This window comes from Mesorhizobium sp. WSM4310, assembly GCF_007003935.1.
Taxonomy (GTDB): domain Bacteria; phylum Pseudomonadota; class Alphaproteobacteria; order Rhizobiales; family Rhizobiaceae; genus Mesorhizobium.
This window is the reverse complement of the sequence record NZ_VFTA01000015.1, coordinates 103,524-128,704: the sequence shown is the minus strand read 5'-3', so window position 1 is coordinate 128,704 and position 25,181 is coordinate 103,524. Positions and strand designations below refer to the sequence as shown.

Annotated in this window: 29 protein-coding genes; 16 read left to right on the top strand and 13 right to left on the bottom strand. The window is 63.8% G+C overall.

What is annotated here, in order from left to right; genetic code table 11:
• Nucleotides 1–11: 11 nt before the first annotated feature.
• Entirely contained in the window at nt 12–335 is a 324-nt protein-coding gene (gene trxA / locus FJV80_RS18000; RefSeq protein ID WP_095771535.1) for a thioredoxin, read from the top strand.
• 134 nt (nt 336–469) lie between these two features.
• Entirely contained in the window at nt 470–751 is a 282-nt protein-coding gene (locus FJV80_RS17995; protein WP_096452783.1) for a cupin domain-containing protein, read from the top strand.
• A gap of 42 nt (nt 752–793) precedes the next feature.
• Here the strand turns inward: FJV80_RS17995 and FJV80_RS17990 are convergent, their stop codons facing one another.
• From FJV80_RS17990 to FJV80_RS17965, 6 genes are all read right to left on the bottom strand, one after another.
• Nucleotides 794–1,213, bottom strand: a complete 420-nt coding sequence (locus FJV80_RS17990; protein ID WP_095789410.1) for a VOC family protein — start codon at nt 1,211–1,213, stop codon at nt 794–796.
• A 30-nt stretch (nt 1,214–1,243) separates the two neighbouring features.
• Nucleotides 1,244–2,569 (bottom strand): folylpolyglutamate synthase/dihydrofolate synthase family protein, encoded by a 1,326-nt coding sequence (locus FJV80_RS17985; RefSeq protein WP_095789409.1) that lies wholly within the window; start codon nt 2,567–2,569, stop codon nt 1,244–1,246.
• A gap of 179 nt (nt 2,570–2,748) precedes the next feature.
• Nucleotides 2,749–3,675: an acetyl-CoA carboxylase, carboxyltransferase subunit beta gene (gene accD, locus FJV80_RS17980; protein WP_142877088.1), complete on the bottom strand. Its 927-nt coding sequence runs from the start codon at nt 3,673–3,675 to the stop codon at nt 2,749–2,751.
• A gap of 36 nt (nt 3,676–3,711) precedes the next feature.
• Nucleotides 3,712–4,551, bottom strand: coding sequence for a tryptophan synthase subunit alpha (gene trpA, locus FJV80_RS17975; protein WP_010912924.1), 840 nt, complete (start codon nt 4,549–4,551; stop codon nt 3,712–3,714).
• Nucleotides 4,552–4,613: 62 nt separating this feature from the next.
• Nucleotides 4,614–5,834, bottom strand: coding sequence for a tryptophan synthase subunit beta (trpB, locus tag FJV80_RS17970; RefSeq protein ID WP_142877087.1), 1,221 nt, complete (start codon nt 5,832–5,834; stop codon nt 4,614–4,616).
• Between the two features lie 153 nt (nt 5,835–5,987).
• Nucleotides 5,988–6,647: a phosphoribosylanthranilate isomerase gene (locus tag FJV80_RS17965; protein WP_142877086.1), complete on the bottom strand. Its 660-nt coding sequence runs from the start codon at nt 6,645–6,647 to the stop codon at nt 5,988–5,990.
• 125 nt (nt 6,648–6,772) lie between these two features.
• Here FJV80_RS17965 and FJV80_RS17960 point away from each other — a divergent pair, with 125 nt between their 5' ends.
• Complete coding sequence (locus FJV80_RS17960) at nt 6,773–6,991, top strand: hypothetical protein (protein WP_095792086.1); 219 nt, start codon at nt 6,773–6,775, stop codon at nt 6,989–6,991.
• A 111-nt stretch (nt 6,992–7,102) separates the two neighbouring features.
• Here the strand turns inward: FJV80_RS17960 and FJV80_RS17955 are convergent, their stop codons facing one another.
• From FJV80_RS17955 to FJV80_RS17940, 4 genes are all read right to left on the bottom strand, one after another.
• Nucleotides 7,103–7,861 (bottom strand): M48 family metallopeptidase, encoded by a 759-nt coding sequence (locus FJV80_RS17955; RefSeq protein WP_142877085.1) that lies wholly within the window; start codon nt 7,859–7,861, stop codon nt 7,103–7,105.
• Nucleotides 7,862–8,063: 202 nt separating this feature from the next.
• Nucleotides 8,064–8,546 carry a DUF2852 domain-containing protein gene (locus FJV80_RS17950; protein ID WP_027047647.1) on the bottom strand — a complete coding sequence of 161 codons (483 nt, stop codon included), beginning with the start codon at nt 8,544–8,546 and terminating at the stop codon, nt 8,064–8,066.
• Between the two features lie 117 nt (nt 8,547–8,663).
• The gene (locus FJV80_RS17945) at nt 8,664–9,806 is read right to left on the bottom strand and encodes a benzoate/H(+) symporter BenE family transporter (protein ID WP_142877084.1); all 1,143 of its coding nucleotides are present in this window, start codon (nt 9,804–9,806) and stop codon (nt 8,664–8,666) included.
• 2 nt (nt 9,807–9,808) lie between these two features.
• On the bottom strand, nt 9,809–10,594 hold the full coding sequence (locus tag FJV80_RS17940) for an alpha/beta hydrolase (protein ID WP_142877083.1): 786 nt from the start codon (nt 10,592–10,594) through the stop codon (nt 9,809–9,811).
• Between the two features lie 220 nt (nt 10,595–10,814).
• Between FJV80_RS17940 and infC the strand changes: the two genes are divergently transcribed.
• A complete protein-coding gene (infC, locus tag FJV80_RS17935; RefSeq protein ID WP_010912915.1) occupies nt 10,815–11,351 on the top strand; it encodes a translation initiation factor IF-3 in 537 nt (178 codons plus the stop codon).
• Nucleotides 11,352–11,377: 26 nt separating this feature from the next.
• Here infC and FJV80_RS35585 read toward each other — a convergent pair whose 3' ends face one another.
• On the bottom strand, nt 11,378–11,503 hold the full coding sequence (locus tag FJV80_RS35585) for a hypothetical protein (protein ID WP_262928143.1): 126 nt from the start codon (nt 11,501–11,503) through the stop codon (nt 11,378–11,380).
• A gap of 68 nt (nt 11,504–11,571) precedes the next feature.
• Here FJV80_RS35585 and FJV80_RS17930 point away from each other — a divergent pair, with 68 nt between their 5' ends.
• From FJV80_RS17930 to FJV80_RS17900, 7 genes are all read left to right on the top strand, one after another.
• Complete coding sequence (locus FJV80_RS17930) at nt 11,572–12,198, top strand: isoprenylcysteine carboxylmethyltransferase family protein (protein WP_095792089.1); 627 nt, start codon at nt 11,572–11,574, stop codon at nt 12,196–12,198.
• A gap of 181 nt (nt 12,199–12,379) precedes the next feature.
• Nucleotides 12,380–12,583, top strand: a complete 204-nt coding sequence (gene rpmI, locus FJV80_RS17925; protein WP_006201248.1) for a 50S ribosomal protein L35 — start codon at nt 12,380–12,382, stop codon at nt 12,581–12,583.
• 92 nt (nt 12,584–12,675) lie between these two features.
• Entirely contained in the window at nt 12,676–13,077 is a 402-nt protein-coding gene (gene rplT, locus FJV80_RS17920) for a 50S ribosomal protein L20 (RefSeq protein ID WP_006201247.1), read from the top strand.
• Nucleotides 13,078–13,224: 147 nt separating this feature from the next.
• Nucleotides 13,225–14,322: a phenylalanine--tRNA ligase subunit alpha gene (gene pheS, locus FJV80_RS17915; RefSeq protein ID WP_095792090.1), complete on the top strand. Its 1,098-nt coding sequence runs from the start codon at nt 13,225–13,227 to the stop codon at nt 14,320–14,322.
• Nucleotides 14,319–14,741, top strand: coding sequence for a GFA family protein (locus tag FJV80_RS17910; protein WP_142877082.1), 423 nt, complete (start codon nt 14,319–14,321; stop codon nt 14,739–14,741). The genes pheS and FJV80_RS17910 overlap by 4 nt, the downstream gene beginning before the upstream one ends.
• Complete coding sequence (pheT, locus tag FJV80_RS17905; RefSeq protein WP_142877081.1) at nt 14,738–17,146, top strand: phenylalanine--tRNA ligase subunit beta; 2,409 nt, start codon at nt 14,738–14,740, stop codon at nt 17,144–17,146. The genes FJV80_RS17910 and pheT overlap by 4 nt, the downstream gene beginning before the upstream one ends.
• A 94-nt stretch (nt 17,147–17,240) precedes the next feature.
• Complete coding sequence (locus FJV80_RS17900; RefSeq protein ID WP_095789400.1) at nt 17,241–17,843, top strand: nucleotidyltransferase family protein; 603 nt, start codon at nt 17,241–17,243, stop codon at nt 17,841–17,843.
• Between the two features lie 144 nt (nt 17,844–17,987).
• Here FJV80_RS17900 and FJV80_RS17895 read toward each other — a convergent pair whose 3' ends face one another.
• Complete coding sequence (locus FJV80_RS17895) at nt 17,988–18,983, bottom strand: aldo/keto reductase (protein WP_142877080.1); 996 nt, start codon at nt 18,981–18,983, stop codon at nt 17,988–17,990.
• Nucleotides 18,984–19,079: 96 nt separating this feature from the next.
• Between FJV80_RS17895 and FJV80_RS17890 the strand changes: the two genes are divergently transcribed.
• From FJV80_RS17890 to FJV80_RS17870, 5 genes are all read left to right on the top strand, one after another.
• Nucleotides 19,080–19,970 (top strand): LysR family transcriptional regulator, encoded by an 891-nt coding sequence (locus tag FJV80_RS17890; RefSeq protein ID WP_095771518.1) that lies wholly within the window; start codon nt 19,080–19,082, stop codon nt 19,968–19,970.
• A 192-nt stretch (nt 19,971–20,162) separates the two neighbouring features.
• A complete protein-coding gene (locus FJV80_RS17885) occupies nt 20,163–20,735 on the top strand; it encodes a cytochrome b (protein ID WP_142877079.1) in 573 nt (190 codons plus the stop codon).
• A gap of 68 nt (nt 20,736–20,803) precedes the next feature.
• The gene (locus tag FJV80_RS17880; protein WP_142877078.1) at nt 20,804–21,379 is read left to right on the top strand and encodes a YceI family protein; all 576 of its coding nucleotides are present in this window, start codon (nt 20,804–20,806) and stop codon (nt 21,377–21,379) included.
• Nucleotides 21,380–21,459: 80 nt separating this feature from the next.
• The gene (locus FJV80_RS17875; protein WP_142877077.1) at nt 21,460–22,446 is read left to right on the top strand and encodes a Gfo/Idh/MocA family oxidoreductase; all 987 of its coding nucleotides are present in this window, start codon (nt 21,460–21,462) and stop codon (nt 22,444–22,446) included.
• Between the two features lie 40 nt (nt 22,447–22,486).
• Entirely contained in the window at nt 22,487–24,145 is a 1,659-nt protein-coding gene (locus tag FJV80_RS17870; protein WP_142877076.1) for an FAD-binding dehydrogenase, read from the top strand.
• A 39-nt stretch (nt 24,146–24,184) separates the two neighbouring features.
• On the opposite strand, the gene FJV80_RS17865 is transcribed toward FJV80_RS17870, so the two are convergent.
• Nucleotides 24,185–25,123, bottom strand: a complete 939-nt coding sequence (locus tag FJV80_RS17865; protein ID WP_142877075.1) for an alpha/beta hydrolase — start codon at nt 25,121–25,123, stop codon at nt 24,185–24,187.
• Nucleotides 25,124–25,181 lie beyond the last annotated feature (58 nt).

The window sequence follows — 25,181 nt, the reverse complement described above, 5'->3', positions numbered from 1 at the left end:
GAATTTTCCGCATGGGTGCAACCGTCAAGGTCGACAAGAACAATTTTCAGGCTGACGTGCTCAACGCCAACGTACCGGTGGTGGTCGATTTCTGGGCGGAATGGTGCGGCCCCTGCAAGCAGATCGCGCCGTCGCTTGAGGACATCGCTCTCGAACTCGGCAGCAAGATCAAGATCGCCAAGCTCAACATCGACGAGAATCCCGAGTTGGCCGCGCAGTTCGGCGTGCGCTCGATCCCGACGCTGATGATCTTCAAGGGCGGTGAAGTGGCCGACATGAAGGTTGGCGCCGCGCCGAAGACCGCGCTGTCGCACTGGATCAATGGCAGCCTCTGATCCGACTGAATTTCCCGATATCAAAAGCCCGGCCATCGCGCCGGGCTTTTTGTTGGCGCCATCGGCTAGTCCGCTCTGGCCCTCACATCGGGGCACGCCATGTCTTCTGCTGGCAGCAGAAACAGGAGAGCGACATGACCGGATCCGCCAAGGCCACCGTCTTCATCGACAATGAGCGCGTCATCGTCACCGAATACCGCTTCCAGCCCGGCGACAACACCGGCTGGCATCGCCATGGCCACGACTATGTCGTGGTGCCGCTGATGGACGGCAAGGTGAAGCTCAAGACCAAGGACGGCGAAACCTTCGCCGAGATGAAGAAGGGCGCGCCCTATTTCCGCAAGGAAGGTGTCGAGCACGACGTCATCAGCGCCAATGATGGCGAATATGCCTTTATCGAGATCGAGCTGAAGTGAACCGCCAAGGCCGTGCCCGGACGGGTGCAAGCCGGAACGCGGTCACCAGTCGGCGATGCGGTCGCCGCCGATGAACTGCGCGCTTTTGTCGGTGTACTCGAACAGCTCGATCTTCACGCCGTTGGGATCGCGGATCCAGGCCTGAAAGGTGTCGTCGCAGGCATGCTTCTTCGCGGTCACGTCGATGCCCTTCGACTTGATATGGGCGATCGCGGCGTCGATGTCTTCGACTTCCAGGCAGAAGTGGTTGATCTGGTTGAGTTCGCTGTAGGTGGCGGCATCCTTCTGGAACACCTCGACATGGCTGCGGCCGCCGCAGTCGAGGTAGAAGCCGAAAATCTCGCCGTCACGCAGGAAATTGAACCGCGTGTCCATGCCGAGCACGTCGCGGTAGAAACTGCGCGTCGCTTCCAGGTCATGGGCGAAAATGCAGACATGGGCGAGCTGCTTTATCTTGATCATCACGGGCTCCCTGCGCCGGTCATCAAGCGCTCACGTCGGCGGCGTGCCATTCTCGGCCAGCACCGCGCCGGCCAGATAAAGTGACCCGCCGATCAGGATGCGCGGCGGCGGGCCATCCCAGGTGTCGCGCAGCAGCATCAGCGCGTTGGCGACGGAACTCACCGGCTCGGCCGTCAGCCCGGCTTCCGTGGCGCGGACCGCCAGTTCGTCGTTCGGCACGCCCGCATCGCTCAGGCTCACCGGCACGGTGTAGACATGCCGGACGAGACCCTTGAAGGCGCGGAAATAGCCGCTCTGGTCCTTGGTGTTGATCATTCCCGAAATGATGAAGAGCGGGCGCGGGTTCTTTTCTTCCTGCTCGGCCAGCGCCTCGGCGACGACCACGCCGGCGCCCGGATTGTGGCCGCCGTCGAGCCAGATGTCGGCGCCCTTCGGCGCCAGATCCGTCAGCCGGCCCTGCATCAGTTTCTGCATGCGACCGGGCCAGGCGACGTGGGTCATCGCCTTTTCGGCGGCGCGGTGGCTGATCTCGAAGCCGGCCGCCTTGACCGCGGCGATCGCGGCGGCGGCATTGGCGAACTGGTGGCGCCCGGGCAGACGCGGCGGCGGCAAATCCATCAGGCCATCCTCGTCCTGATAGACCATGCGGCCGTTTTCCTCGAAGGCGAGGAAATCCTGGCCATAGACGAAGGTCGGGCACTCCAGCCGCTCGGCGGTTTCGATCAGCACCTGCAGCGCTGTCTCGCTTTCCTGCGCGCCGATCACCACCGGGCAGCCGCGCTTCATGATGCCGGCCTTTTCGGCGGCGATCAGTTCGACACGGTCGCCAAGATAGGCTTCGTGGTCCATCGACACCGGCATGATCACCGAGACGGCGGGCCTGGCGACGATATTGGTGGCGTCGAAGCGGCCACCAAGGCCGACCTCAATGATGGCGGCTTCGGCCGGATGTTCGGAAAATAGGATGAAGGTGACAGCGGTGAGTATCTCGAAGACGGTGATTTTCTGACCGTCATTGGCCTTGGCGACGCGGGCAATGGCTTCGGCGAAGACATCGTCATCGACCAGCCTGCCGCCGCCTTCGGCGGCCAGCCGGTAGCGCTCGGCCCAGTTCACCAGATGCGGCGACGTGTGGACATGGACAAGGTGGCCGGCGGCTTCGAGCAGTGCACGCGAAAAGGCGGCGCAGGAACCCTTGCCGTTGGTGCCGGCGATGTGGATGACCGGCGGCAGCAGATCCTGCGGATTGCCAAGCCGCTCCAGGAGCCGCGTGATGCGGTCGAGCGAAAGGTCGAAACCTTTCGGATGAAGCGCCATCAGGGCTTCGATTTCGCGGTCGGCGGCAAGCGTTGTCATGGCAGAATCCCGGCGCATGGCCCGAGCACCAGAATCAATCCCGGAATGGCCATGGCAATCAAAAGGCTACAGCGAGCCATGGACATGGCGCAATCGCTGTTCGCGGCGGCCAACGCCGCGTTATGCATGTCGTTTTCCCAAAACCGAGGTCATTTTTGGGCGACATGCACAGTGTCGCGTCAGGCTTGCGGCCTGGTTTCGGCGGCAACGACCGCGGGCGGCAGAATTTCCGGCTCCAGCGGCTTTTGCTCGCCCGGCATCTTGAGCAGCATCTTCAACAGCCGCGCGATCGTTTGGCGCATCTCCAGCCGCGACACCACCATGTCGACCATGCCGTGCTCCATCAGGTATTCGGAGCGCTGGAAGCCGTCCGGCAGTTTCTCGCGGATGGTCTGTTCAATGACGCGCGGCCCGGCAAAGCCGATCAGCGCGCCGGGTTCGGCGATGTGCACGTCGCCCAGCATGGCGTAGGAGGCGGTGACGCCGCCAGTGGTCGGGTTGGTCAGCACAACGATATAGGGAAGGCCGGCTTCCTTCAGCCGGTCGACACCGACCGTGGTACGCGGCAGCTGCATCAGGGACAAAATACCTTCCTGCATGCGGGCGCCGCCGGAAGCGGCGAACAGGATCAGCGGCCGCTTGCGCTGCAGGGCGACTTCGAAACCGTGCACGATGGCGTCACCCGCGGCCATGCCGAGCGAGCCGCCCATGAAGGCGAAGTCCTGCACGGTCACCACCACCGGCAGGCCTTCGACGGTTCCCAGCGCATTGATGATCGCGTCTTCCAGGCCTGTCTTGGCCTTGGCGTCTTTCAGCCGGTCGACATAGCGCTTCTCGTCGCGGAATTTCAGCGGATCCTGCGTGACCTTGGGGTTGTCCAGGGCCTCGTATTTGCCGTCGTCGAAAAAGAACTTCAGCCGCTCCTTGGCCGAAATCTTCATGTGATGGCCGGAAGACGGGATGACGAACTGATTGGATTCCAGATCCTTGTGGAACACCATTTCGCCGGTCTCGGGATCCTTGATCCAGAGATTCTCGGGCATGTCGGTGCGCCGGCCGAGCATCGAATTGATCTTCGGGCGAACGTAATTGGTGATCCAGTTCATCGCTTCGGCTCCTGTCCTGACGAAGACGTAGGAAAACTATTCGGCGGCAGCAAGGCGGGCCGAACGCACGCCTTGCGCCAGGCCGCTGACCAGCGTGGCGACGGCCTCGGCCGGGTCGGCGGTCTTTTCGCCCTTCGGTCCCAGCACATTGGCGACCGCATTGACGATGGCCGTGCCGACGACGACGCCATCGGCATTGGCGCCGATGACACGCGCCTGCTCGGCGGTCTTGACGCCGAAGCCGACGCAGACCGGCAGATCGGTATGGCCCTTGATACGGTTGACGGCGGCGGCCACCTTGCCGGTGTCGGCCAGCGCCGAGCCGGTAATGCCGGTCATCGAGACATAGTAGACGAAGCCCGACGTGTTCTGCAGCACCTTGGGTAGGCGCTTGTCGTCGGTGGTCGGCGTCGCCAGGCGGATGAAGTTGATGCCGGCCTTCAGCGCCGGAATGCAAAGCTCCTCGTCCATTTCCGGCGGCAGGTCGACGACGATCAGCCCGTCGATGCCGCTGGCCAGAGCGTCTTTCAGGAAGCGGTCGACGCCGTAGATATAGATCGGGTTGTAGTAGCCCATCAGCACGATCGGCGTTTCATTGTCGCCGGCGCGGAACTCGGACGCCATCTTCAGCGTCTTGACCAGCGTCTGGCCGCCTTTCAGCGCCCGCAGGCCCGCCGCCTGGATCGCCGGGCCGTCGGCCATCGGATCGGAAAACGGCATGCCGAGTTCGATGATGTCGGAGCCGGCGCCGGGCAGCGCCTTCATGATCGACAGCGAGGTGTCGTAGTCGGGGTCGCCGCCCATGAAATAGGTGACGAGCGCCGGGCGGCCCTCGGTCTTCAGCTTCGCCATGCGGCGGTCGATGCGGGTCGTCATGACTGGCCCTTTGGACGAATTTTGCTCATAGTCAACTCCCAAATCGAAACTGTCCAAAGGGCCTAGATCTCCATGCCCAGCATCGAGGCCACCGTGTGCACGTCCTTGTCGCCACGGCCGGACAGGTTGACGATGACGATCTGGTCCTTGTCCATGGCGGGCACGATCTTCACCGCATGAGCGATGGCGTGCGCGGATTCCAGTGCCGGGATGATGCCTTCGACGCGGGTCGTCAGCTTGAAGGCTTCCAGCGCCTCATCGTCGAGGATCGGCACGTATTCGACGCGGCCGGAGTCGCGCAGCCAGGAATGCTCCGGGCCGACGCCGGGATAGTCGAGGCCGGCCGAGATCGAATGGCCGTCCATGATCTGGCCGTCGGCGTTCTGCAGGAGATAGGTGCGGTTGCCGTGCAGCACGCCTGGCGAACCGGCATTCATCGAGGCGCAGTGTTCGATGCCGTCGAGACCGCGCCCGCCCGCCTCGATGCCGATGATGCGCACATCCTTGTCGTCGAGGAAGGGATGGAACAGGCCGATGGCGTTCGAGCCGCCGCCGACAGCGGCGATGATGGTGTCGGGCAGCCGGCCTTCCTGTTCGAGGATTTGCGCGCGTGCCTCGGTGCCGATCACCGACTGGAAGTCGCGCACCAGTTCCGGATAGGGATGCGGGCCGGCGGCGGTGCCGATCAGGTAATAGGTGTCCTCGACATTGGTGACCCAATCGCGAAGGGCTTCGTTCATGGCGTCCTTCAGCGTTCCGTGGCCGGCGGTGACCGGCCGCACTTCGGCGCCGAGCAGCTTCATGCGGAACACGTTCGGGCTTTGCCGGGCAACGTCGGTGGCGCCCATATAGACGACGCAAGGGTAGCCGAAGCGCGCGGCGACGGTGGCGGATGCCACGCCATGCTGGCCGGCGCCGGTCTCGGCGATGATGCGCTTCTTGCCCATGCGCTTGGCCAGCAGGATCTGGCCGAGGCAGTTGTTGATCTTGTGCGAGCCGGTATGGTTCAGGTCCTCGCGCTTGAAATAGACTTTTGCACCACCGAGATGCTTCGTGAGACCCCCGGCGAAATACAGCTTCGACGGCCGTCCGGCATAATGGGTCGAAAGATCGGTCAGCTCAGCCCTGAAGTCCGGATCGTTCTTGACCTCGTTCCAGTGCCGCTCGAGGTCGAGGATCAGCGGCATCAGCGTTTCGGCGACGAAACGACCGCCGAAAATGCCGAACATGCCCTGTTCGTCGGGTCCGGTGCGGAAGGAATTGGGTGTCGCCGGCTGATCCATCGCCGATCTCCTAAATCTTATGTTTTGAGCATGTCCTTATCGGAAAACCGGATTCCACTTTTCCGGGACATGCTGCCTATCTAGTTCTAGAGCATGTCCTTATCGGAAAACCGGATTCCACTTTTCCGGGACATGCTCTGGTTGGAACCACACTCAGGCGGCGCGGTCGTCGCGTACTGCCCGGACGGCCCGGAAAAATTGTTCGATCAACGCCGGATCCTTGACGCCCGGCGCGCTTTCCACACCGGAGGAAATGTCTATTCCGGGCGGGTTCGCAAGCCGAAGGGCATCGCCGATATTGGCGGCGTTGAGCCCACCGGAAAGCATGTAATCGACGCCGGCGTCAAGGCCGGCAAGGATGCGCCAGTCGAAGGCGACGCCATTGCCACCCGGCAGTTCGGAGCCTTTCGGCGGCTTGGCATCGAACAGGAAGCGGTCGGCGACGTCGATGAACGGCTTGATCCGGTCGAGATCGGCTGCCTCGCTGAGCGGCAACGCCTTCATCACCGGCAAGCCAGAACGGGCTTTCAGTTCCGCCACCCTTTCGGGGGTTTCCGAGCCGTGCAGCTGCAACATGTCGGGCTGCATCGCCGTGACGATCGCGTCCAGGAAGGCGTCGCTGGCGTCGACTGTGACAGCAACCGCCAAGGCCTTGCCGCGCGCCGCTTCGCGCAGCCGCCCGGCTTCCGCCGGCTCGACATAACGTGGGCTCTTCGCGAAGAAGATAAAGCCGACATGGCTGGCACCGCCGGCGAGCGCCGCGGCCATTGCCTGGTCGGTCTTCAAGCCGCAGATTTTGATGTCGAGCGCCATGGCGCGGGAATTGGCATGAAATCGAGACAGAGTCGAGAAAAAGCATACCGTTTGCCGCCAAGCCCAAAGGCGCTACCTAATGATGGACGGGATTAATTGGCAGGATGCAGGGCGGGAGAACGATCATGGCCGACAGAACGGTTACGGAACTGAAGCAGAAGATCGCGCAGGCGCGCGAAGTCATCGCCCATCTGATGGACAAGGCCGCCTTCAACGGCGCCGAGGCGCATCGGGCGCTCGATTATTTCGGCAGCGATGAATTCGATCGGAATTTCCTGCCCTGGCCGCATCATGGCGATGAAGGGCTGCGGCCGGAGGAACTGAATGCAGCCAATGACGATTGAGTAGAGCGCCCCTGATTTCCGTCATCCTAGGGCGAAGCGGCGTAGTGCCCGGCCAGTCTCCCGCGCCTACACCAGCGGCGGCGGCCTTCTTCGCACTGCCAACATCCGCGCCTACTCGAACATGATCGCCTGCAGCGCGCCGCCATTGCGCTTCAGCCAGTCCTTGCAGCGGTCGGTGTCGGGGCAAAGTTTTTCGCACAATTTCCAGAATTTCGGGCCGTGGTTCATCTCCTTGAGATGCGCCACCTCGTGCGCCACGAGGTAGTTTATCACAGGCTGCGGCGCCATCATGATGCGCCAGGAGAAGGAGAGATTGCCCTCCGAGGTGCAGGAGCCCCAGCGGCTGGACGTGTCCTTGTAGCGGATCGCCTTGGCCCGCTTGCCGAGCGCCTCGGTGTGTTTGATCACCAGCTTCTCGATCTCCTTCTTGGCCTCACGCTTCAAGAAGTCGGCGATGCGGCGCGGCAGGTGCACACGGTCACCATGAACGATCAGCAGCGCGCCGCGCTCGTCACGCGATACCGTCACGGTACCGCGCTTCGACGGTTCATGGACGATGCGGTGCGGCACGCCCCGGATCGGGATCTTGATGCCCGGCCGCACTTGCGGGCGCGTCGGCACCTTGGCCAGGCGCTGCTCCAGCCAGTCCTGATGGCGGTCGAGGAACCTGTCCACCTCGCCGCGGCGCAGGCCGGGCGGCACGGTGATGCGCAGGCCCTGGCCGCCGGAATCGATGCGTAGCGTCAGGCGCCGAGCGCGGGCGCTCTCGACGATCTTGAGCGGCAGCGTGCGACCGGCGACGCAATATTCGCGCTCCACGACTGGCGTGGCCTTGGGCTTCGTCAGATTGCGGAAGAATCCGATGGTCATAGCGGGACGATACGCGATTCGAGAAAAACGACTAGAACAAAAAAGAAACGGCGCCGCTCGCGCGACGCCGTTTTTTCACGATCGGGCCTGCCCTACAGCGCCGCGCGTCCTCCGGGACGCGCAGAGGACGCTGTAGCACTTCAAGTTGGCGCATGACCTTTTCCGAAAACCGGTTCCGGTTTCCGGGGCCATGCGCTCGGCCTCAGTCGTCAAGCAGGTTCGAGCCCTTGCCACGCTTGGTGGGGGTCGTGCCGGTGCTCGGATCGGTCTTCGCCGGAGCGGTCGACTTGTTGCGCTTCGCCATGAAGCGGTCGAACTCGTCCTGATCCTTGGCGCGACGCAGTTCGCGGGCATAGTCGTCGAACTCGGTCAGCATGTCATCGAGCTTGCGGCGTTCCTCGGCGAGGCGCTCAAGCTCCTTTTCGCGCCAGTCGTCGAAAGCGACGTTGCCGGTGCGGGCGGAGCCATTGCCCCAGCGCGCGGCCTTGTCGGAACCGCGGCGGCAGCCGGCGAAGATGCCGTCGGTCGCACGGTTGACGTCACGCTTGAAGCCGTCGAGCCGGTCGCCCCAGATGATGTAGGCGAGCATGGCGAAGCCGAGCGGCCAGAACACCATGAAGCCGATCACCATCAACGCGATGGTTGCCGGCGTCCAGGCCGGGCGGATCAATGCAGATGTGTTCATTTTCTCCCATTCCTTCGGTTGGAGACAGCCAAGACCGGCTGCGTGGAATCGAAATGGGAAGGCAAAAACGGCGATTCAAGGCAATATCCGCCAAAACCGGACAAGGGCCTGAAATGATTATCGCTTTTTGAGACTGTCGAGGAAAAGCACGACCAGCCCGGTGATGAGGCCCCAAAATGCGGCGCCAACGCCGAACAGGGTCAACCCCGAAGCGGTGACGACGAAGGTGACGGTGGCGGCCATGCGATCGCCGTCGTGCTTCAGTGCGATCGCCAGCGCATTGGCGAGCGAGGCCATCAGCGCCAGACCCGCCACCAGCACGATCAGGCTTTGCGGCAGGACGGCGAATATCGCCACCAGCGAGGCGCCGAAAATCGCGAAGATGAGATAGGCGAGCGCATAAAAGGGGCCGGTCTTCCAGCGCTCGGCGGGGTCGGGATGGACGTCCGGCCCGGTGCAGATCGCCGCCGAAATCGCCGCCAAATTGGTCGTCGAGCCACCGAATGACGCCGACAACAGGGAAAACAGTCCGGTGACGCCGATCAGCGGCCCGGGTTCGGGATGGTAGCCGGCGGCGCGCAGCACGGCCAGCCCGGAGAGGTTCTGAGAGGCCATGGTGACGAGATAAAGCGGCAGCGCCAGGCCGATCATCGCCTTGGCGGTGAAATCAGGCGCGATCAGCGTCAGCGTCGACAGTTCCGGTGTCGGCAGGCCGCCGACACGGCCGGTGAGAAATGCGGCGAGACCGCCGCCGACCAGCACCGACAGCACCGACAGCGCCGGGTGGAACACGCGGATCAAGAAGAAGGCCGCGATCAGCGGCAGGATCAGCCAGGGGTCGACGGGAACGGTCTTGACCGCATTGAGGGCGAAGGTGACGACGATGCCGCCCAGCATGCCGGAAGCGACCGAGGGCGGTATCCTGGAGATCAATTGCGTCAGGGGCCGGAACAGGCCGGTGGCGATCAGCAGGATGGCGGTGGCGATGAAGGCGGCGACGGCCTCGCCGATTGAAAAGCCGGTCGACGCCGCCATCAGCGCCAGGCCTGGTGTCGACCAGGCGGTGATGACAGGCATTTTCGTGCGCCACGACAGCCACAGGCTCTCGATCGCCATGGCCAGGCAAATGGCCGTCACCCAGCTTGCCGTCTGAATTTGCGACGCGCCGACCGCGTGGGCGGCGGCGATGACGATGGCCAGCGTGCCGCCGAAGCCGACGATTGCCGCGACGAAGGCCGAGATCGGAATGGAAAGGCGCATCGTCACTTGCCCCGCCCGGCCATGTCGCCGACCGCCCGCACCAGCATGTCGAGATCCCGCGGCCGCGACAGGCGGTGATCGCCGTCCGGAATGAGCGACAGCGTGACATCGTCGGCCGGCAGCAGGCTGACCAGTTTCAGCGCGTGGCTCGACGGTACGTCCGGATCGGCCAGTCCCTGCAGAATGTGGACCGGGCAATGCGTGTCGATCGGACCGGTCATTACCCGGTTGGCGCGCCCGTCCTCGATCAAAGCGCGTGTATAGATGTAGGGCTCGGCTGAATAATCGGAGGGCTCGGCGAAGAAACCCTTCTCGGCGAGGTCACGCTTTTGCGCCTCGGTCAGCACCGGTTCGACCAGATCAGAAGTAAAATCCGGCGCCGGCGCCAGCAGCACCAGGCCGACGACGCTTGCGTCGCCCGCCTTGCGCAATTCCTGCACCATGCGCAGCGCGATCCAGGCGCCCATCGACGAGCCGACCAGGATCTGATTGCCCTTGGCAAACTTCCGGAACACAACAAGGCTTTGCGAAAGCCATGTCGAAATCGTACCGTCGGCAAAGGCGCCGCCGGATTCGCCGTGGCCGGAATAGTCATGGCGCAGGAAGGCGCGGCCCTCTTTCGCCGCCCAGTCAGACAGCGTCTGCGCTTTCGTGCCCAGCATGTCCGACTTGTAGCCGCCGAGCCAGACGATGCCGGGCACGGCGCCTGTCGTATGGCGCACCGCTATGCGCGATCCATCGACGTTGAGAAAGGTCGGGGGGAGAAAGGTTGGGGGCGTGACGGTCATGGCTTTTTCCTCAGGCCCCTCTTCTGGCTCGGGCTCTTGTGGCACAGCCAATGGCGTGGCGAAAAGTGCTCGCGCTGCTTCTTTGTTTGGTGCAGGCGGTGATCAGGGTGATTTTCTGTCAACGCTGTGCTATTGACTCCGCCCGCGCGCTCACCACATTGGCGCGTCCACGCATCAAGACTGACAAATCCTGAACGAAACGGCCAAGGAGACCACGACCATTCGCAGACCTTTCAAAGCAGCGGCGCCAACCAAGGATGGGCCGCGCTCCAACCGTGACATCCGGGTTCCCCGGGTCCAGCTTATCGACGCCGAAGGCCAGAACCGCGGCGATGTTTCCATCAACGACGCATTGCTGCTCGCCGAAGAGGCCGGGCTCGATCTCGTTGAGATATCGCCCAATGCGGTGCCGCCCGTCGTAAAGATCCTCGATCTCGGCAAGTTGAAGTACGCCAACCAGAAGAAGGCGGCCGAGGCGCGCAAGAATCAGAAGGTCATCGAGATCAAGGAGATCAAGATGCGCCCGAACATCGACAGCCATGACTACGAGACCAAGATGAAGGCGGTGCGCCGCTTCTTCGAGGAAGGCGACAAGGTCAAGCTGACGCTGCGCTTCCGTGGCCGCGAGATGGCGCATATGGAACTCGGCATGCAGCTTCTGAACAAGGTGCGCGAGGAAGTGGCGACCATCGCCAAGGTCGAGGCGGAGCCGAAGCTCGAAGGCCGCCAGATGATGATGGTGCTGGCGCCGCGCTAAGGTGTGCTGAATATCAACACCTGAGATCACGATAAAGTCAGGCGCGACCAGCGCTCCAAATCCGCCTGAATTGTCTTGCAGAGCGTCCCGGCGATCGGCGGGACGCCTGTTTCTCGGCTAAAGCTGCGATCGCCGGCTTTGTTTTTATGCATGTCGTCCTCCCAAAACCGGACCCACTTTTGGGCGACATGCAATAGCTCCTCGACGATCGGATATCCCCTTGGACAACGAACTCAAGTACGGGCTGGGCAATTACCAGCAGATGCGTCGGCTGGTGCTTGCCGTGCTCGTGGCGGTGCTGTTTCTGGCGCTGCTGTTCGGTCAATCGACCTTCCCACCCGACACGCCTGTGCATGAAACAGTCGAGATGTTCGGCGTGCTGCTGATTTTCCTCGGCATCGTCGGCCGCCTTTGGGCCACGCTCTATATTGGCGGGCGCAAGTCCTCCGAGGTGGTGACGGGCGGGCCGTACTCGATCACCCGCAACCCGCTTTATGTGTTCTCGACCGTGGCCGCGGCCGGCGTCGGCGCGCAGATTGGTTCGTTCTCGGGCATTATCCTGTTCGCACTGCTATGCGCGGGGGCCTTCCACATCGTCATCCTGCGCGAAGAGAAATTCCTCAAGGAGGCACTTGGGGCGCCCTATCAGGCCTATCTGGAGAAGGTGCCGCGCTTCTTTCCGAAACTTTCCCTCTATCAGGAGGGCGACACCGGCAGCTTCAAGCCGCGCCTGCTGCTGACCACGCTGCTCGACGGCCTGGTGTTCCTGATCGCGCTGCCGGCCTTCGAACTGATCGACGGCGCGCAGCAGTCGGGCGTGCTGCCTGTGTGGTTTACGCTGCCCTGATCGGGACAGAGCGCCGCACGGCTTCAGGTGTTGCGTACAGGCCGTCTTTGACGTATAGGACCGCCGTTCAAGAAAACCGCCCGGCAGGGCATGCCGTGGCGGTTTCATTTGCTTTTCGGGCTTTGGTCGGCCCGGAGCGAACAAGAAGCGCGATAGTGCGCCAACAAGACGGAGTAGCAAAATGCCCAAGATGAAGACCAAGTCGGCCGCCAAGAAGCGGTTCAAGATCACAGGTACGGGTAAAGTCCTGTCGGCTGCTGCCGGCAAGCGTCACGGCATGATCAAGCGTTCCAACAAGTTCATTCGAAATGCCCGCGGCACGATGGTTCTGGCTGAACCGGATGGCAAGAAGGTCATCAAGAATTTTCTGCCGAACGGCCTCTGAGCATTCGGTCTGGACACGCATTAGTTTTACGCAATTCCGAACGGAAAACCGCAAGACACTTTTCCAGGAATTGCTTTTAAGGAGATCATGACATGGCACGCGTAAAAAGAGGCGTCACCTCGCACGCCAAGCACAAGAAGGTCCTGAAAGCCGCCAAGGGCTTCTACGGCCGTCGCAAGAACACCATCCGCATCGCCAAGCAGGCGGTGGAAAAGTCGCTGCAGTACGCCTACCGCGACCGCAAGAACCGCAAGCGCTCGTTCCGCGCGCTGTGGATCCAGCGCATCAACGCCGCGACCCACGAGCATGGCCTGACCTATGGCCGCTTCATCGACGGCCTCAACAAGGCCGGCATCGAGATCGATCGCAAGATCCTGTCCGACATGGCCATCCATGAGCCGCAGGCTTTCGCCGCGCTCGTGGCCAAGGCCAAGGTCGCGCTCGAATATCTGAAGAACACCACGCCGAACGCTTTTGAAAGCGCTGTCGCCTAAGACCAGCGCTTCCCAAGCATTCGCAATTCTGATTATGGGGAACCCGCGCTGGCACGGCTGGCGCGGGTTCTTTTTTGACCCTGATGTAACCAAAATGGTGACGACGAACCAAAATGGTGTCGGTCACCCTATCGAGAGAGCTTCACTGTGAACGCCACCGCTGGAAATCTTGAAGCCCTGGAAGATTCACTGCTGGCCGATATCGCATCTGCCGCCGATGAGCCGGCCATCGAGGCCGTGCGCATCGCCGCCTTCGGCAAGAAGGGCACCGTGTCCGAGATGCTGAAAACGCTTGGCGCCATGACCGCCGAGGAGCGCCAGCTCAAGGGGCCCGTCATCAACGGCCTCAAGAACCGCGTCACCGAGGCGCTGACGGCCCGCAAGGCCGAACTCAGGGATGTGGCGATCGCAGCACGTCTCGCCGCCGAGAAGGTCGACGTGACGCTGCCGGTGCGGCAGTCGCCGGCCGAGCGCGGCCGCATCCATCCGATCAGCCAGGTCATCGACGAGATCGCCGCAATCTTCGGCGATCTCGGCTTCGCCATCGCCGAAGGTCCCGATGTCGAGACCGACTACTACAATTTCACCGCGCTGAATTTCCCGGAAGGACATCCGGCGCGCGAGATGCACGACACCTTCTTCTTCCAGCCGGACGGGAAGGGTGAGCGCAAGCTGTTGCGCACGCACACCTCGCCCGTGCAGATCCGCACCATGGAGAAGCAGAAGCCGCCGATCCGCATCGTCATTCCGGGCAAGACCTACCGCCAGGATTCCGACGCCACGCACTCGCCGATGTTCCATCAGGTCGAGGGTCTGGTGATCGACAGATCAGCCAACGTCGCCAATATGAAGTGGGTGCTGGAGGAATTCTGCAAGGCGTTCTTCGAGGTGCCGTCAGTCAAGATGCGCTTCCGGCCGTCCTTCTTCCCGTTCACCGAGCCAAGCCTCGAGGTCGACATCCAGTGCGACCGCTCGCGGCCCGGCGAAGTGCGCTTCGGCGAAGGCTCCGACTGGATGGAGATCCTCGGCTGCGGCATGGTGCACCCCAACGTGCTGCGCGCCGGCGGGCTCGATCCCGACGAGTATCAGGGCTTTGCCTGGGGTATGGGCATCGACCGCATCGCCATGCTCAAATACGGCATGCCGGACCTGCGCGCCTTCTTCGACGCGGATGTGCGCTGGCTGTCGCATTACGGGTTCCGGCCCCTCGACATGCCGACGCTGTTCGGCGGCTTGAGCGCATGACAGCGCTCCACATCGGCGGCTGCCGCTGCGGCGCCGTGCGGTTCGAGGCCTCGGCCGAGCCGCATCACGTCGGCTATTGCCATTGCGGCGATTGCCGGCGGGCCAGCGGCGCGCCGGTCTCGGCCTTTGTCGGCTTCCCGGCCGATAAAGTGGCGTTCACCGGCAAGGCGCTGATGATGTACGAGAACGGCCCGGTGACGCGCTCGTTTTGCGGCGTCTGCGGCTCGCCCATCACCTATCTCGACGAGCGGCTGGCAGACCACATCTACTTCATGCTCGGCGCCATGGACGCGCCGGCCGATTTCAAGCCGACGCTGCATGCCTATGTCAGCGAGCAGCTTCCCTTCCTGCATATGTCCGACGATCTGCCGAGACATCCGAAATCAAGCGTCAAAAGACCGGACGGAACAGCCCCATGAAATTCACCCTCTCCTGGCTCAAGGATCATCTCGAGACCGACGCCACGCTCAACGTGATCGTTGAGCGGCTGACGTCGATCGGCCTCGAAGTCGAGCATGTCGACGACAAGTCGAGCCTGAAACCCTTCGTCATCGCCAAGGTGCTGACGGCGGTGCAGCACCCCGATGCCGACCGCCTGCGGGTGCTGACCGTCGATACCGGCGACGGCAAGCCCCCCGTCCAGGTCGTCTGCGGCGCGCCGAATGCCCGCGCCGGCCTGATCGGTGCTTTCGCCGCGCCCGGCACCTATGTGCCCGGCATCGACGTCACGCTGACGGTCGGCAAGATCCGCGGCGTCGAGAGCCATGGCATGATGTGTTCCGAGCGCGAGCTGGAACTGTCCGATGAGCACAACGGCATCATCGACCTGCCCGAGGACGCGCCGGTCGGCGCCAGCTTCGCGTCCTACGCCCATCTCGACGATCCGGTCATCGAGATCAACCTGACGCCGAACCGGCCTGATGCCACCAGCGTTTACGGCATTGCCAGGGATCTGGCGGCAAGCGGGCTCGGCACGCTGAAAAGCGCTGCGGTCGAAAAGATTGCCGGCAAGGGCCAGACGCCGGTCAAAGTGGTGATCGAGGCGCCGGAACTTTGTCCGGGCTTTGCCTTGCGGCTGGTGCGCGGCGTCAAGAACGGCCCCTCGCCGAAATGGCTACAGCAAAGGCTGATCGCCATTGGTCTCAGGCCGATCAGCGCGCTGGTCGACATGACCAACTACGTCACCTTCGATCGCGGCCGGCCGCTGCATGTGTTCGACGCCAGGAAGGTCGCCGGCAATCTCGTCGTGCGCCGCGCCAGGGACGGCGAGAAGGTGATGGCGCTGGACGGTCGCGAATACACGCTGACGCCCGACATGTGCGCCATCACGGATGACAATGGCGTCGAATCCATCGCCGGCGTGATGGGCGGCGAGCATTCCGGCTGCGACGAGAACACGACGGACGTGCTGATCGAATCGGCGCTTTGGGATCCGATCACCACCGCCCGCACCGGCCGCACGCTCGGCATCATCACCGATGCGCGCTACCGTTTCGAGCGCGGCGTCGACCCTGAATTCATGGTCCCCGGCATCGAGCTGGCGACGAGGCTGGTGCTCGATCTCTGCGGCGGTGAGCCGGCCGAGACCGAAGTCGTCGGTTATGCCGGCCACAAGCCCAAGATCGTCTCCTTCCCGCTGTCGGAAGTGACGCGGCTGACCGGCATCGAGGTGCCTGAGGCGGAAAGCCTCGACATCCTGTCGCGCCTCGGCTTCAAGCCGCAGGGTTCGGGCGATGTCGTCGATGTGGCGGTGCCGTCCTGGCGTCCCGATGTCGACGGCAAGGCCGACCTGGTCGAGGAGGTGATGCGCATCCACGGCGTCGACAACATCGCGCCGCAGCCGCTCGGCGCGCATGACGCGGTCAATTCGAAGATCCTGACCACGCTGCAGGTCCGCACCCGCACCGCCAAGCGCGCGCTCGCCGTGCGCGGCATGATGGAGGCCGTCACCTGGTCGTTCATCCCGGCCAAGCATGCCGAGCTGTTCGGCGGCGGCCAGAAGGCGCTGAAGCTTGCCAACCCGATCGCCGCCGACATGTCCGACATGCGGCCGTCGCTGCTGCCGGGGCTGATCGCCGCCGCGCAGCGCAATGCCGACAAGGGCATTGGCGATGTCGCGCTGTTCGAGGTGTCGGGCACCTATGAGGGCGACGGCGCCGACCAGCAGCGGCGCGTCGCCGCCGGCGTGCGCCGCGGCACCGCCAAGCTCGACGGCTCGGGCCGCAGCTGGGCCGGCAATTCCGGCCCCGTCGGCGTGTTCGACGCCAAGGCCGATGCGATCGCGGCGCTCGAAGCCTGCGGCGCGCCGGTCGAGCGGCTGCAGATCGAGGCGGGCGGTCCAGCCTGGTACCATCCCGGCCGGTCCGGCACGATCAAGCTCGGGCCGAAGACCGTGCTCGGCACGTTCGGCGAATTCCATCCCAAGACGATGGAAGGGCTCGACGTTTCCGGCCCGCTCTGCGGCTTCGAAGTGTTCGTCGACGCCGTGCCGGAGCCGAAGGCCAAGCCGACGAAGACCAAGCCGAAGCTGGAACTCTCCGCCTTTCAGGCGGTGAAGCGCGACTTCGCCTTCGTCGTCGACAAAGCGATCGAGGCCGGCGCGCTGGTGCGCGCAGCACTTGCCGCCGACAAGAAGCTGATCACAGCCGTCACGGTCTTCGACATTTTCGAAGGAGCGTCGCTCGGCGCCGACAAAAAATCGATCGCCATCGAAGTGTCGATCCAGCCGGTCGAGAAGACGCTGACCGACGAGGATTTCGAGGCGCTGGCCAAGCGCATCGTCGAGAATGTCGGCAAGCAGATGGGTGGCGTGCTGCGCGGCTGAAGCAATTCCAGGAAAAGTGCTTGGCGGTTTTCCGTCCGGAATTGCGCAGAAACCACGGCTTGCAGGCAGATGGCGAATCGTCCTCCAAAGGGCGATGGATCATCTGCGCTATTCCGGGCTGCCGTTCGAAGCACAGCGCGCGGCGTTCCTCGACATCATCTTGGGGGACCCGCTCGTCCATGAGGCGCTGGCGCGGGCCCGCACGCTTGAGCTGCCGGACTGGCTGGTGGTTTCTGGGGCGCTCTACAATACAGTCTGGAACCATCTGACCGGCAAGCCGTCGGGTTACGGCATCAAGGATGTCGACCTGTTCTATTTCGACGACAGCGACCTGTCCTATGAGGCCGAGGATGCTGTCATCCGCCGGGCGGCGCGGCATTTCGAGAGGCTGGCGCTGCCGGTCGAGGTGCGCAACCAGGCGCGGGTGCATCTGTGGTATCCGCAGAAATTCGGGCAGCCCTGCCCGCGCTATACGAGTTCCAGCGAACCCATCAGCTATTTTGCCTCGAAGACGCATGGGGTCGGGGTGCGCTACGATGCCGGCGGGCAGATGGAGCTGGTGGCGCCGTTCGGGCTTGATGACGTCTTCTCGTTTCGCATCACGCCGAACCGGGTGACGGACAACCAGCGAACGCATGAGGCGAAGGGCAAGCGGGCAAAGGAGAACTGGCCTGAGATTATTGTGGTGCCTTGGTGACTTTACCCTCCCCCTTGTGAGGAGGGTCGATCCGCGCAGCGGATCGGGGCGGGGTACTCGTAGGGCGCTCCCCCACCCCGTCTCGCTGCCTCCGCTTCGCTGCGGCCGCGAGCCGACCCTCCCCACAAGGGGGAGGGTGAAGGCTTACCCATTCACCAGAGCCAGCAGCTCCTCGGTGTAGCGCTTGCCGACCACCTTATCCGGCGACAGCGCATCGCCGATCGCCGCCACTTCGGCCGCGCTCAGTTCAATCCCGGCCGCCGCCGTGTTCTGCTCCAGGTGGCGGATTTTTCGCGCACCCGGGATCGGTACGATGAAATCGCCCTGGTGCAGCACCCAGGCCAGCGCCAGCTGCGCCGAGGTCACGCCCTTTTCCGCCGCCATCCCTTCCAGCGTGGCGATGACCTTGGCATTGGCTTGCATGGCCTCGGCCTGGAAGCGCGGCAAGGTCCGGCGCCAGTCGCCATCGTCAAGTGTTTCGGGCCTGGCGATCTTGCCCGTCAAAAGACCACGGCCGAGCGGGCTGTAGGGAACGAAGCCTATGCCGAGTTCGCGGCAGACGGCGAAGACCTCCTCTTCCGGGTCGCGGCTCCACAGCGAGTATTCGCTCTGCACGGCAGCGATCGGATGCACGGCATGCGCCCGGCGGATGGTCGCCGCACTTGCCTCCGACAGGCCGAGCGCGCGCACCTTGCCCTCGCGCACCAGCTCTGCCATGGCGCCGACCGTATCCTCGATCGGCACGTTGGGATCGACGCGGTGCTGGTAATAGAGGTCGATGACATCGGTGCCCAACCGCTTCAGCGAGGCCTCGGCCACCGCCTTGACGTGCTCGGGGCGGCTGTCGACGCCGGCCATGCGGTCGAGGCCGGTGCCTTCCTCCAGAATCTTGAAGCCGAATTTGGTGGCGATCGTCACTTTGTTCCGCACCGACTTCAGCGCCTTGCCGAGCAGGATCTCGTTCTCGTAAGGACCATAGACTTCCGCCGTGTCGAAGAAGTCGACGCCGATCTCGACGGCGCGGTGCAGCGTGGCGATCGCCTCTGCCTCCGGCTGGCCGCCATAGGCGAAGCTCATGCCCATGCAGCCGAGGCCGACGGGATAGACGTTCAATTCAGTTCCTAGCTTGCGGGCTTGCATCACGCGTCTCCTTGTTGTGATGCAGCAGAAATAGCGCCTTGCAGTCTGTTCGATAATCGGCTCTCATTTGTACGGGCTGTTCCAAGAAATAGATCAATGAACCGAGCACATCTTTCCCAACTTGCCGTGCTGGCAACCGTTGCCCAATGCGGCAGTTTTCGCGGCGCGGCCAGGGAATTGGCCATCGCGCCGTCGGCGGTCAGCCATGCGGTGTCCAGCCTGGAGGCACGGCTCGGCGTGCGGCTGCTGGCGCGCAGCACCCGCAGCGTCGCGCCGACGGAAGAGGGTGCGCAATTGCTGGAGCGGTTACGTCCTGCCCTTTCCGAAATCGACCTGGCGCTGGAGACGGCACTCGAGGCGCGCGACCGGCCGGCCGGGAATCTCCGGCTCAGCGTGCCGCGCACGGCGGCGCATCTGGTGCTGACGCCACGGCTCGGCGCCTTTGCCAAGGCCTATCCCGACATCGTGCTGGAGATCCTCATCGAGGATCGTTTCACCGATGTGGTGGAAGGCGGTTTCGACGCCGGCGTGCGGCTTGGCGAGAGCCTGCAGCGCGACATGATCGCGGTGCGTATCGGGCCGGACATTCGCGGCGCTGTGGTCGGCGCGCCATCCTATTTCGCGGCCATGCCGAGACCGCATCATCCGCGCGACCTTGCCGATCATCGCTGCATCCGCTTCCGCTTCTCCAGCGGCGTTCTCTATCGCTGGGAATTCGCGAAGGGCGGCGAGGAAATCGAGATCGCCGCGCAAGGGCCGCTGATCCTCGACGAGGATCATCTGATCGCGCAAGCAGCAATCGACGGCACCGGCCTCGCCTTCGTCTTCGAAGACTATGTCCGCGCGCCGCTGGCCGACGGCAGGCTGATCCGCGTGCTCGAGGACTGGTGCCCGCCCTTCGACGGGTTCTTCGTCTATTACCCCAGCCGCCGGCAGATGCGCCCGGCGCTCAGGGCATTTGTGGATTTCTTCAAGGTGAGCGGTTAGGCAACGTCCCTCACCCTCCCGGTTGTGGGGAGGGTCGGCTCGCAGTCGCAGCGAAGCGGAGATTGCGCGCCGGGGTGGGGGGTAGCGCCCTACGAGGACCCCGACCCCGATCCGCGTTGCGGATCGACCCTCCCCACACGGGGGAGGGTGAGGGCGCCGGAAGAAAGCCGACCCGGCATTCGTTCACACGCCATGCAGACTTCAATCACAAACACGCCAACCCGCTACGGCTGGGCGACGATCCTCCTTCACTGGCTGATCGGCATCATCTTCATCGGCCAGTTCGCCCTCGGCTTCATCATGGTGCGGCTGACCAGCCAGCGCACCGCTTTCGAGCTTATCCAGTTGCACAAATCGTTGGGCTTTCTGCTGCTTGGCCTCATCATCCTGCGCATCGCCTGGCGGATTGGCAATGCGACGCCGCCTCTGCCGCCTTCGGTCGGCACGCTGGAACGGCGTACGGCGCCGCTCGCACATCTGGCGCTCTATGCATTCCAGATCGCCTTGCCCCTGTCCGGCTGGGCGCTGGTTTCGGTCTCGACGCTGGAAATCCCGACCATGCCGTTCAACCTGTTCGTGATGCCCAATCTGCCGCTCGCCGAATCCGATGCCGCCGAAAGCTTCTGGGCGGCCGCACACTGGTATCTCGCCTATCTGGGCATCGCACTGGTCGCGCTGCATATCGCGGCCGCCCTGCGCCACCACTTCCTGCTTCACGACAGCGTGCTCACGCGCATGATCACGCCTTCGTCAGAAGGGGAATAGAGCGGGGACCTCCCGCGTTTGTGAGGTGAGGACGCCAAACGCGTTGCCTCCAGGAAAGGAACAATCCCATGCATGCGCGCATCCTTGGATTCGCGGCTTTTGCCGCATGCCTTGCCGTGCCCGCAGCCGCGGCGGTGGCGTTGAGCGACGCCGCCGGCAGCTACACGGTCAGCCCGGCAGGCTCCAGCATCCGTTTCACCATAGGCAAGGCCGGCGGCGGCGGCTTCGACGGCGCCTTCGCCCGCTTCAAGGGCACGATCCGCATCGACAATGGCGATGTCGGGCGCTCGAAGGTCGACCTTACCATCTATCCCGAAAGCGTCGGTACCGGCCAGAGCCGCATCGATGCCTTCCTGCGCTCCGACGCGGTGTTCGATGCGGCAAACAGCCCGGAGATCCAGTTCCGATCGACCAGCGTGACCCGCACCGGCGATACGTCAGCGCTTGTCACCGGCAGGCTGACGGCGCGCGGCAAGACGTTTGCGGAAAAGTTTACCGCCGAACTCGACGGCTTGAAGGGCGGCACAATCAAATTTCATGTCACCGGCAATGTGCTGCGGTCGCGCTACGGCATGGATGTCGGCACGCCGCTCTATTCCAACGTCGTCAACTTCGACATGACGCTGATGGGGAAGCGGGGCTGAGCTAGGGTCAGCCCCGGTCATTGGCTTTTCCGTCGATTTCGGGCAAACCTCGCCTGATGTAACCGACATGGAGAAGCGTGATGTTCCGATGGGGTGTGTTGTCGACGGCCAAGATCGGCCGCGAGCAGTTGTTGCCGGCAATCGTCGAGGCGGAGAACGGCGTGCTGTCGGCGATCGCCAGCCGCGACCTGTCGAAAGCCAAGGCCTTGGCCGAGCGCTTCGGCGCCCGCCACGCCTTTGGCTCCTATGAGGAACTCCTGGCCTCCAAGGATATTGACGGCGTCTATATCCCGCTGCCGACCTCGCAGCATGTCGAATGGACGGCGAAGGCGATCGAGGCGGGAAAACATGTGCTGGTCGAGAAGCCGCTCGCGCTTGACGCCAAGGATATTCTCCCCCTGATCAAGCTGCGCGATGCCAAGAAAGTGCTGGTCTGCGAGGCCTTCATGGTCATCTACCATCCGCAATGGATCAAGGTGCACGATCTCATCGCCAGCGGCGCCATCGGCCGGCTGCGCCATGTGCAAGGCGCGTTCTCCTACTACAATGTCGACCCCAACAACATGCGCAACCAGCTCGACCTCGGCGGCGGCGCATTGCCCGACATCGGCGTCTACCCGACCGTGTCGACGCGCTTCTCGACCGGCAAGGAGCCTAGCCGCGTGCAGGCGACGATCGAGCGCGACAAGAAATTCGGCACCGACATCTACTCCTCGATCCGCGCCGATTTCGGCGATTTCGAACTGTCCTTCTATTTGTCGACGCAGATGGCTGCGCGTCAGGTGATGGTGTTCCACGGCGAGAAGGGTTTCATCGAGGTCTTTTCGCCCTTCAATGCCGGGCTCTACGATCATCACCGCGTCGAACTGCACAACCAGAACCACACCGAGGCGCAGGTGTTCCGCTTTCCCGGCACGCAGCAGTACCGGCTGGAGGTCGAGACTTTCGCGCGCGCGGCACAGGGCGGCAAGGAACGTGTCTTCACGCTGGAGGAATCCGTGCTCAACCAGAAGGTCATCGACGCCATCTTCCGCGCCGGCGGCAAGGACGGCTGGGAGGCTGTCTAACTCTCCGCAATAAAGTAGCCGGCTAATTCTGGGAGGAAAAATGGCTGACGAAGCGGACGTGATCATTGTCGGCGCCGGCCTTGCCGGGCTGGTTGCCGCCGCCGAGCTTGCCAAGGCCGGCAAGAGGACCATCATCGTTGACCAGGAGCCGGAGCAGTCGCTGGGTGGCCAGGCATTCTGGTCGTTCGGCGGGCTTTTCCTCGTCGATTCCCCAGAGCAGCGGCGCATGCGCATCCGCGATTCGCATGATCTGGCGCTCGAGGACTGGATGGGCACCGCCGCTTTCGACCGGCCGGAGGATTTCTGGCCGCGCAGATGGGCGGAAGCCTATGTCGGTTTCGCCGCCGGCGAGAAACGCTCCTGGCTGCTGCAGCGCGGCCTGAAATTCTTTCCCGTGGTCGGCTGGGCCGAGCGCGGCGGCGGCAATGCCATCGGCCATGGCAATTCGGTGCCGCGCTTCCACATCACCTGGGGCACCGGCCCCGGCGTGCTCGAGCCGTTCGTGCAGCGCGTGCGCGAGGCGCAAAAGCGCGGATTGATCAGCTTCAAGTTCCGTCACCGGGTCAACGAATTGACGCGGACGGGCGCCGTGGTGACCGGCGTGCGCGGCGATATCCTCGAACCCAGCACCGTCGAGCGCGGCCACAAGAGCTCGCGTGACATATCGGGCGATTTCGAGCTGCATGCGCAAGCGGTGATCGTGGCCTCCGGTGGCATCGGCGGTAATCACCAGCTGGTGCGGGAAAACTGGCCGAAGCGCCTGGGCACGGCGCCGAAGCGCATGATCACCGGCGTGCCCGACCATGTCGACGGCCGCATGCTGGCGATCACGGAACAGGCCGGCGGCTCGATCATCAACCGTGACCGCATGTGGCACTATGTCGAGGGCATCAGGAACTGGGCGCCGATCTGGACCGAACACGCGATCCGCATCCTGCCCGGCCCGTCGTCGCTCTGGCTCGATGCCAGAGGAAAACGCCTGCCGGTACCGCTCTATCCCGGCTTCGACACACTGGGCACGCTCAGCCACATCATGAGCACCGGCTTCGACTATTCCTGGTTCATCCTGACCAGGAAGATCATCCAGAAGGAGTTCGCGCTGTCGGGTTCCGAACAGAACCCGGACCTGACCGGCAAGAGCTGGCGCCAGGTGCTCGGCCGCGCGACATCAGGCATTCCGGGTCCGGTGAAGGCCTTCATGGAGAAGGGCGAGGATTTCATCGTCGAGGCCGACCTTTCGAAGCTGGTGGCGCGCATGAACGCGCTGGCAGGCGGCGAGCCGCTGCTCGAGCTCGCGCAGGTGGAACGCGAGATCCGCGCCCGCGATCGCCAACTCGACAATCCGTTCTCCAAGGACATGCAGATCACCGCGCTGCGCGGCGCCCGCGCCTATCTCGGCGACAAGCTCATCCGCACGGCCAAGCCGCACAAGATGCTCGATCCGGCAAACGGCCCGCTGATCGCGGTGCGCCTCAACATCCTGACCCGCAAGACGCTGGGCGGCCTGCAGACCGATCTCGACAGCCGCGTGCTGGATGCGGATGGCCAGCCGGTCACAGGGCTCTATGCGGTGGGCGAAGCGGCCGGCTTCGGCGGCGGCGGCGTGCACGGCTATGCCGCACTGGAAGGCACGTTCCTCGGCGGCTGCATCTTCTCGGGCCGCAGCGCCGGCCGGGCGGCGGGACGCTCGGTGGCGTGAACCGACGTCACCGTAGCCCGTCGTGAGACGGGAAACCGCTCACCAGAGCCAGGCGCCTCGTCCAAGTGCGGCCACCGCTTCGACAATCCGCGTGAAACTTTCGCGGGCGCGACCGACCGTGTGGCGGGCCCTGAGATAGCCGTGCACCAGACCCGGTTCCTCGAACCAGGTGGCTCGCCCGCCCGCTGCGATGATGCGGTCACGATAGGCCTCGCCGTCCGAAGACAGCGGGTCACACTGCGCGGTGATCAGCACGGTCGGCGGCAGTTTGGCGAAGTCGGTATCGGCAAGCGGCGCCAGCGTCGCATCGCCGCTGCGATCCTGCCCGCCGGTGCGGATGTGCTTGTAGAATTCGAGATCGCGCATGGTCAGCATCGGCGCTTCGGCATGCGTGATATAGGAGCCCTTCGAGCGGTCGCCGCCAAGGCCGGGATAGATCAGCAACTGGCCCGCCGGCCGTTTCGCATGGCCGCGCGTGGCGTGGCCGACGGCGGCGCAGAGATTGCCGCCGGCGCTGTCGCCGCAAAGCAGGATGGGTCGGTCGCGCGTGGAAGCGGCCCATGCAAAGGCGCTCATCGCGTCGTCAAAGGCGGCCGGATGCAGATGCTCCGGTGCCAGCCGGTAATCGACGGAGACAATTTCGTAGGTGGTGCGGGCGCAGAGCTCGGCGCAGACGTCGTCATGGCTCTCCAGCCCGCCAAGGATGAAGCCGCCGCCATGGATGTAGAGCACAGTCGCCGCCGGTTGCGGGGCGCTTCGGTAGATGCGGGTCGGAATATCGCGCTCGGGCGTTGCAATGGCCGAGGTTTCGACCGTCACGCCCTGGGGATAGCCGGCAAAGAATTCCCGGCACATGCGGTCATAGATCTCGCGCTGCTGGGTGATCGTGTAATCGATTGTATCGGGCGGATAATAGGAATTGGTCCGCTCGATGAAGGCCCAGGTCTCTGCGTCGATGAGTTTTGTGTAATCGGTCATGGCATCTGGACCGACTTGAAAGGTTGAGCCCAAGCACCCCCCTCTGGCCTGCCGGCCA

Bases quoted from the DNA above. Each gene is read 5' to 3' on its own strand.
- trxA (WP_095771535.1), top strand. From the start codon at position 12: ATGGGTGCAACCGTCAAGGTCGACAAGAACAATTTTCAGGCTGACGTG.
- FJV80_RS17995 (WP_096452783.1), top strand. From the start codon at position 470: ATGACCGGATCCGCCAAGGCCACCGTCTTCATCGACAATGAGCGCGTC.
- FJV80_RS17990 (WP_095789410.1), bottom strand. From the start codon at position 1,213: ATGATCAAGATAAAGCAGCTCGCCCATGTCTGCATTTTCGCCCATGAC.
- FJV80_RS17985 (WP_095789409.1), bottom strand. From the start codon at position 2,569: ATGACAACGCTTGCCGCCGACCGCGAAATCGAAGCCCTGATGGCGCTT.
- accD (WP_142877088.1), bottom strand. From the start codon at position 3,675: ATGAACTGGATCACCAATTACGTTCGCCCGAAGATCAATTCGATGCTC.
- trpA (WP_010912924.1), bottom strand. From the start codon at position 4,551: ATGACGACCCGCATCGACCGCCGCATGGCGAAGCTGAAGACCGAGGGC.
- trpB (WP_142877087.1), bottom strand. From the start codon at position 5,834: ATGGATCAGCCGGCGACACCCAATTCCTTCCGCACCGGACCCGACGAA.
- FJV80_RS17965 (WP_142877086.1), bottom strand. From the start codon at position 6,647: ATGGCGCTCGACATCAAAATCTGCGGCTTGAAGACCGACCAGGCAATG.
- FJV80_RS17960 (WP_095792086.1), top strand. From the start codon at position 6,773: ATGGCCGACAGAACGGTTACGGAACTGAAGCAGAAGATCGCGCAGGCG.
- FJV80_RS17955 (WP_142877085.1), bottom strand. From the start codon at position 7,861: ATGACCATCGGATTCTTCCGCAATCTGACGAAGCCCAAGGCCACGCCA.
- FJV80_RS17950 (WP_027047647.1), bottom strand. From the start codon at position 8,546: ATGAACACATCTGCATTGATCCGCCCGGCCTGGACGCCGGCAACCATC.
- FJV80_RS17945 (WP_142877084.1), bottom strand. From the start codon at position 9,806: ATGCGCCTTTCCATTCCGATCTCGGCCTTCGTCGCGGCAATCGTCGGC.
- FJV80_RS17940 (WP_142877083.1), bottom strand. From the start codon at position 10,594: ATGACCGTCACGCCCCCAACCTTTCTCCCCCCGACCTTTCTCAACGTC.
- FJV80_RS35585 (WP_262928143.1), bottom strand. From the start codon at position 11,503: ATGCATAAAAACAAAGCCGGCGATCGCAGCTTTAGCCGAGAAACAGGC.
- rpmI (WP_006201248.1), top strand. From the start codon at position 12,380: ATGCCCAAGATGAAGACCAAGTCGGCCGCCAAGAAGCGGTTCAAGATC.
- rplT (WP_006201247.1), top strand. From the start codon at position 12,676: ATGGCACGCGTAAAAAGAGGCGTCACCTCGCACGCCAAGCACAAGAAG.
- FJV80_RS17910 (WP_142877082.1), top strand. From the start codon at position 14,319: ATGACAGCGCTCCACATCGGCGGCTGCCGCTGCGGCGCCGTGCGGTTC.
- pheT (WP_142877081.1), top strand. From the start codon at position 14,738: ATGAAATTCACCCTCTCCTGGCTCAAGGATCATCTCGAGACCGACGCC.
- FJV80_RS17900 (WP_095789400.1), top strand. From the start codon at position 17,241: ATGGATCATCTGCGCTATTCCGGGCTGCCGTTCGAAGCACAGCGCGCG.
- FJV80_RS17895 (WP_142877080.1), bottom strand. From the start codon at position 18,983: ATGCAAGCCCGCAAGCTAGGAACTGAATTGAACGTCTATCCCGTCGGC.
- FJV80_RS17890 (WP_095771518.1), top strand. From the start codon at position 19,080: ATGAACCGAGCACATCTTTCCCAACTTGCCGTGCTGGCAACCGTTGCC.
- FJV80_RS17885 (WP_142877079.1), top strand. From the start codon at position 20,163: ATGCAGACTTCAATCACAAACACGCCAACCCGCTACGGCTGGGCGACG.
- FJV80_RS17880 (WP_142877078.1), top strand. From the start codon at position 20,804: ATGCATGCGCGCATCCTTGGATTCGCGGCTTTTGCCGCATGCCTTGCC.
- FJV80_RS17875 (WP_142877077.1), top strand. From the start codon at position 21,460: ATGTTCCGATGGGGTGTGTTGTCGACGGCCAAGATCGGCCGCGAGCAG.
- FJV80_RS17870 (WP_142877076.1), top strand. From the start codon at position 22,487: ATGGCTGACGAAGCGGACGTGATCATTGTCGGCGCCGGCCTTGCCGGG.
- FJV80_RS17865 (WP_142877075.1), bottom strand. From the start codon at position 25,123: ATGACCGATTACACAAAACTCATCGACGCAGAGACCTGGGCCTTCATC.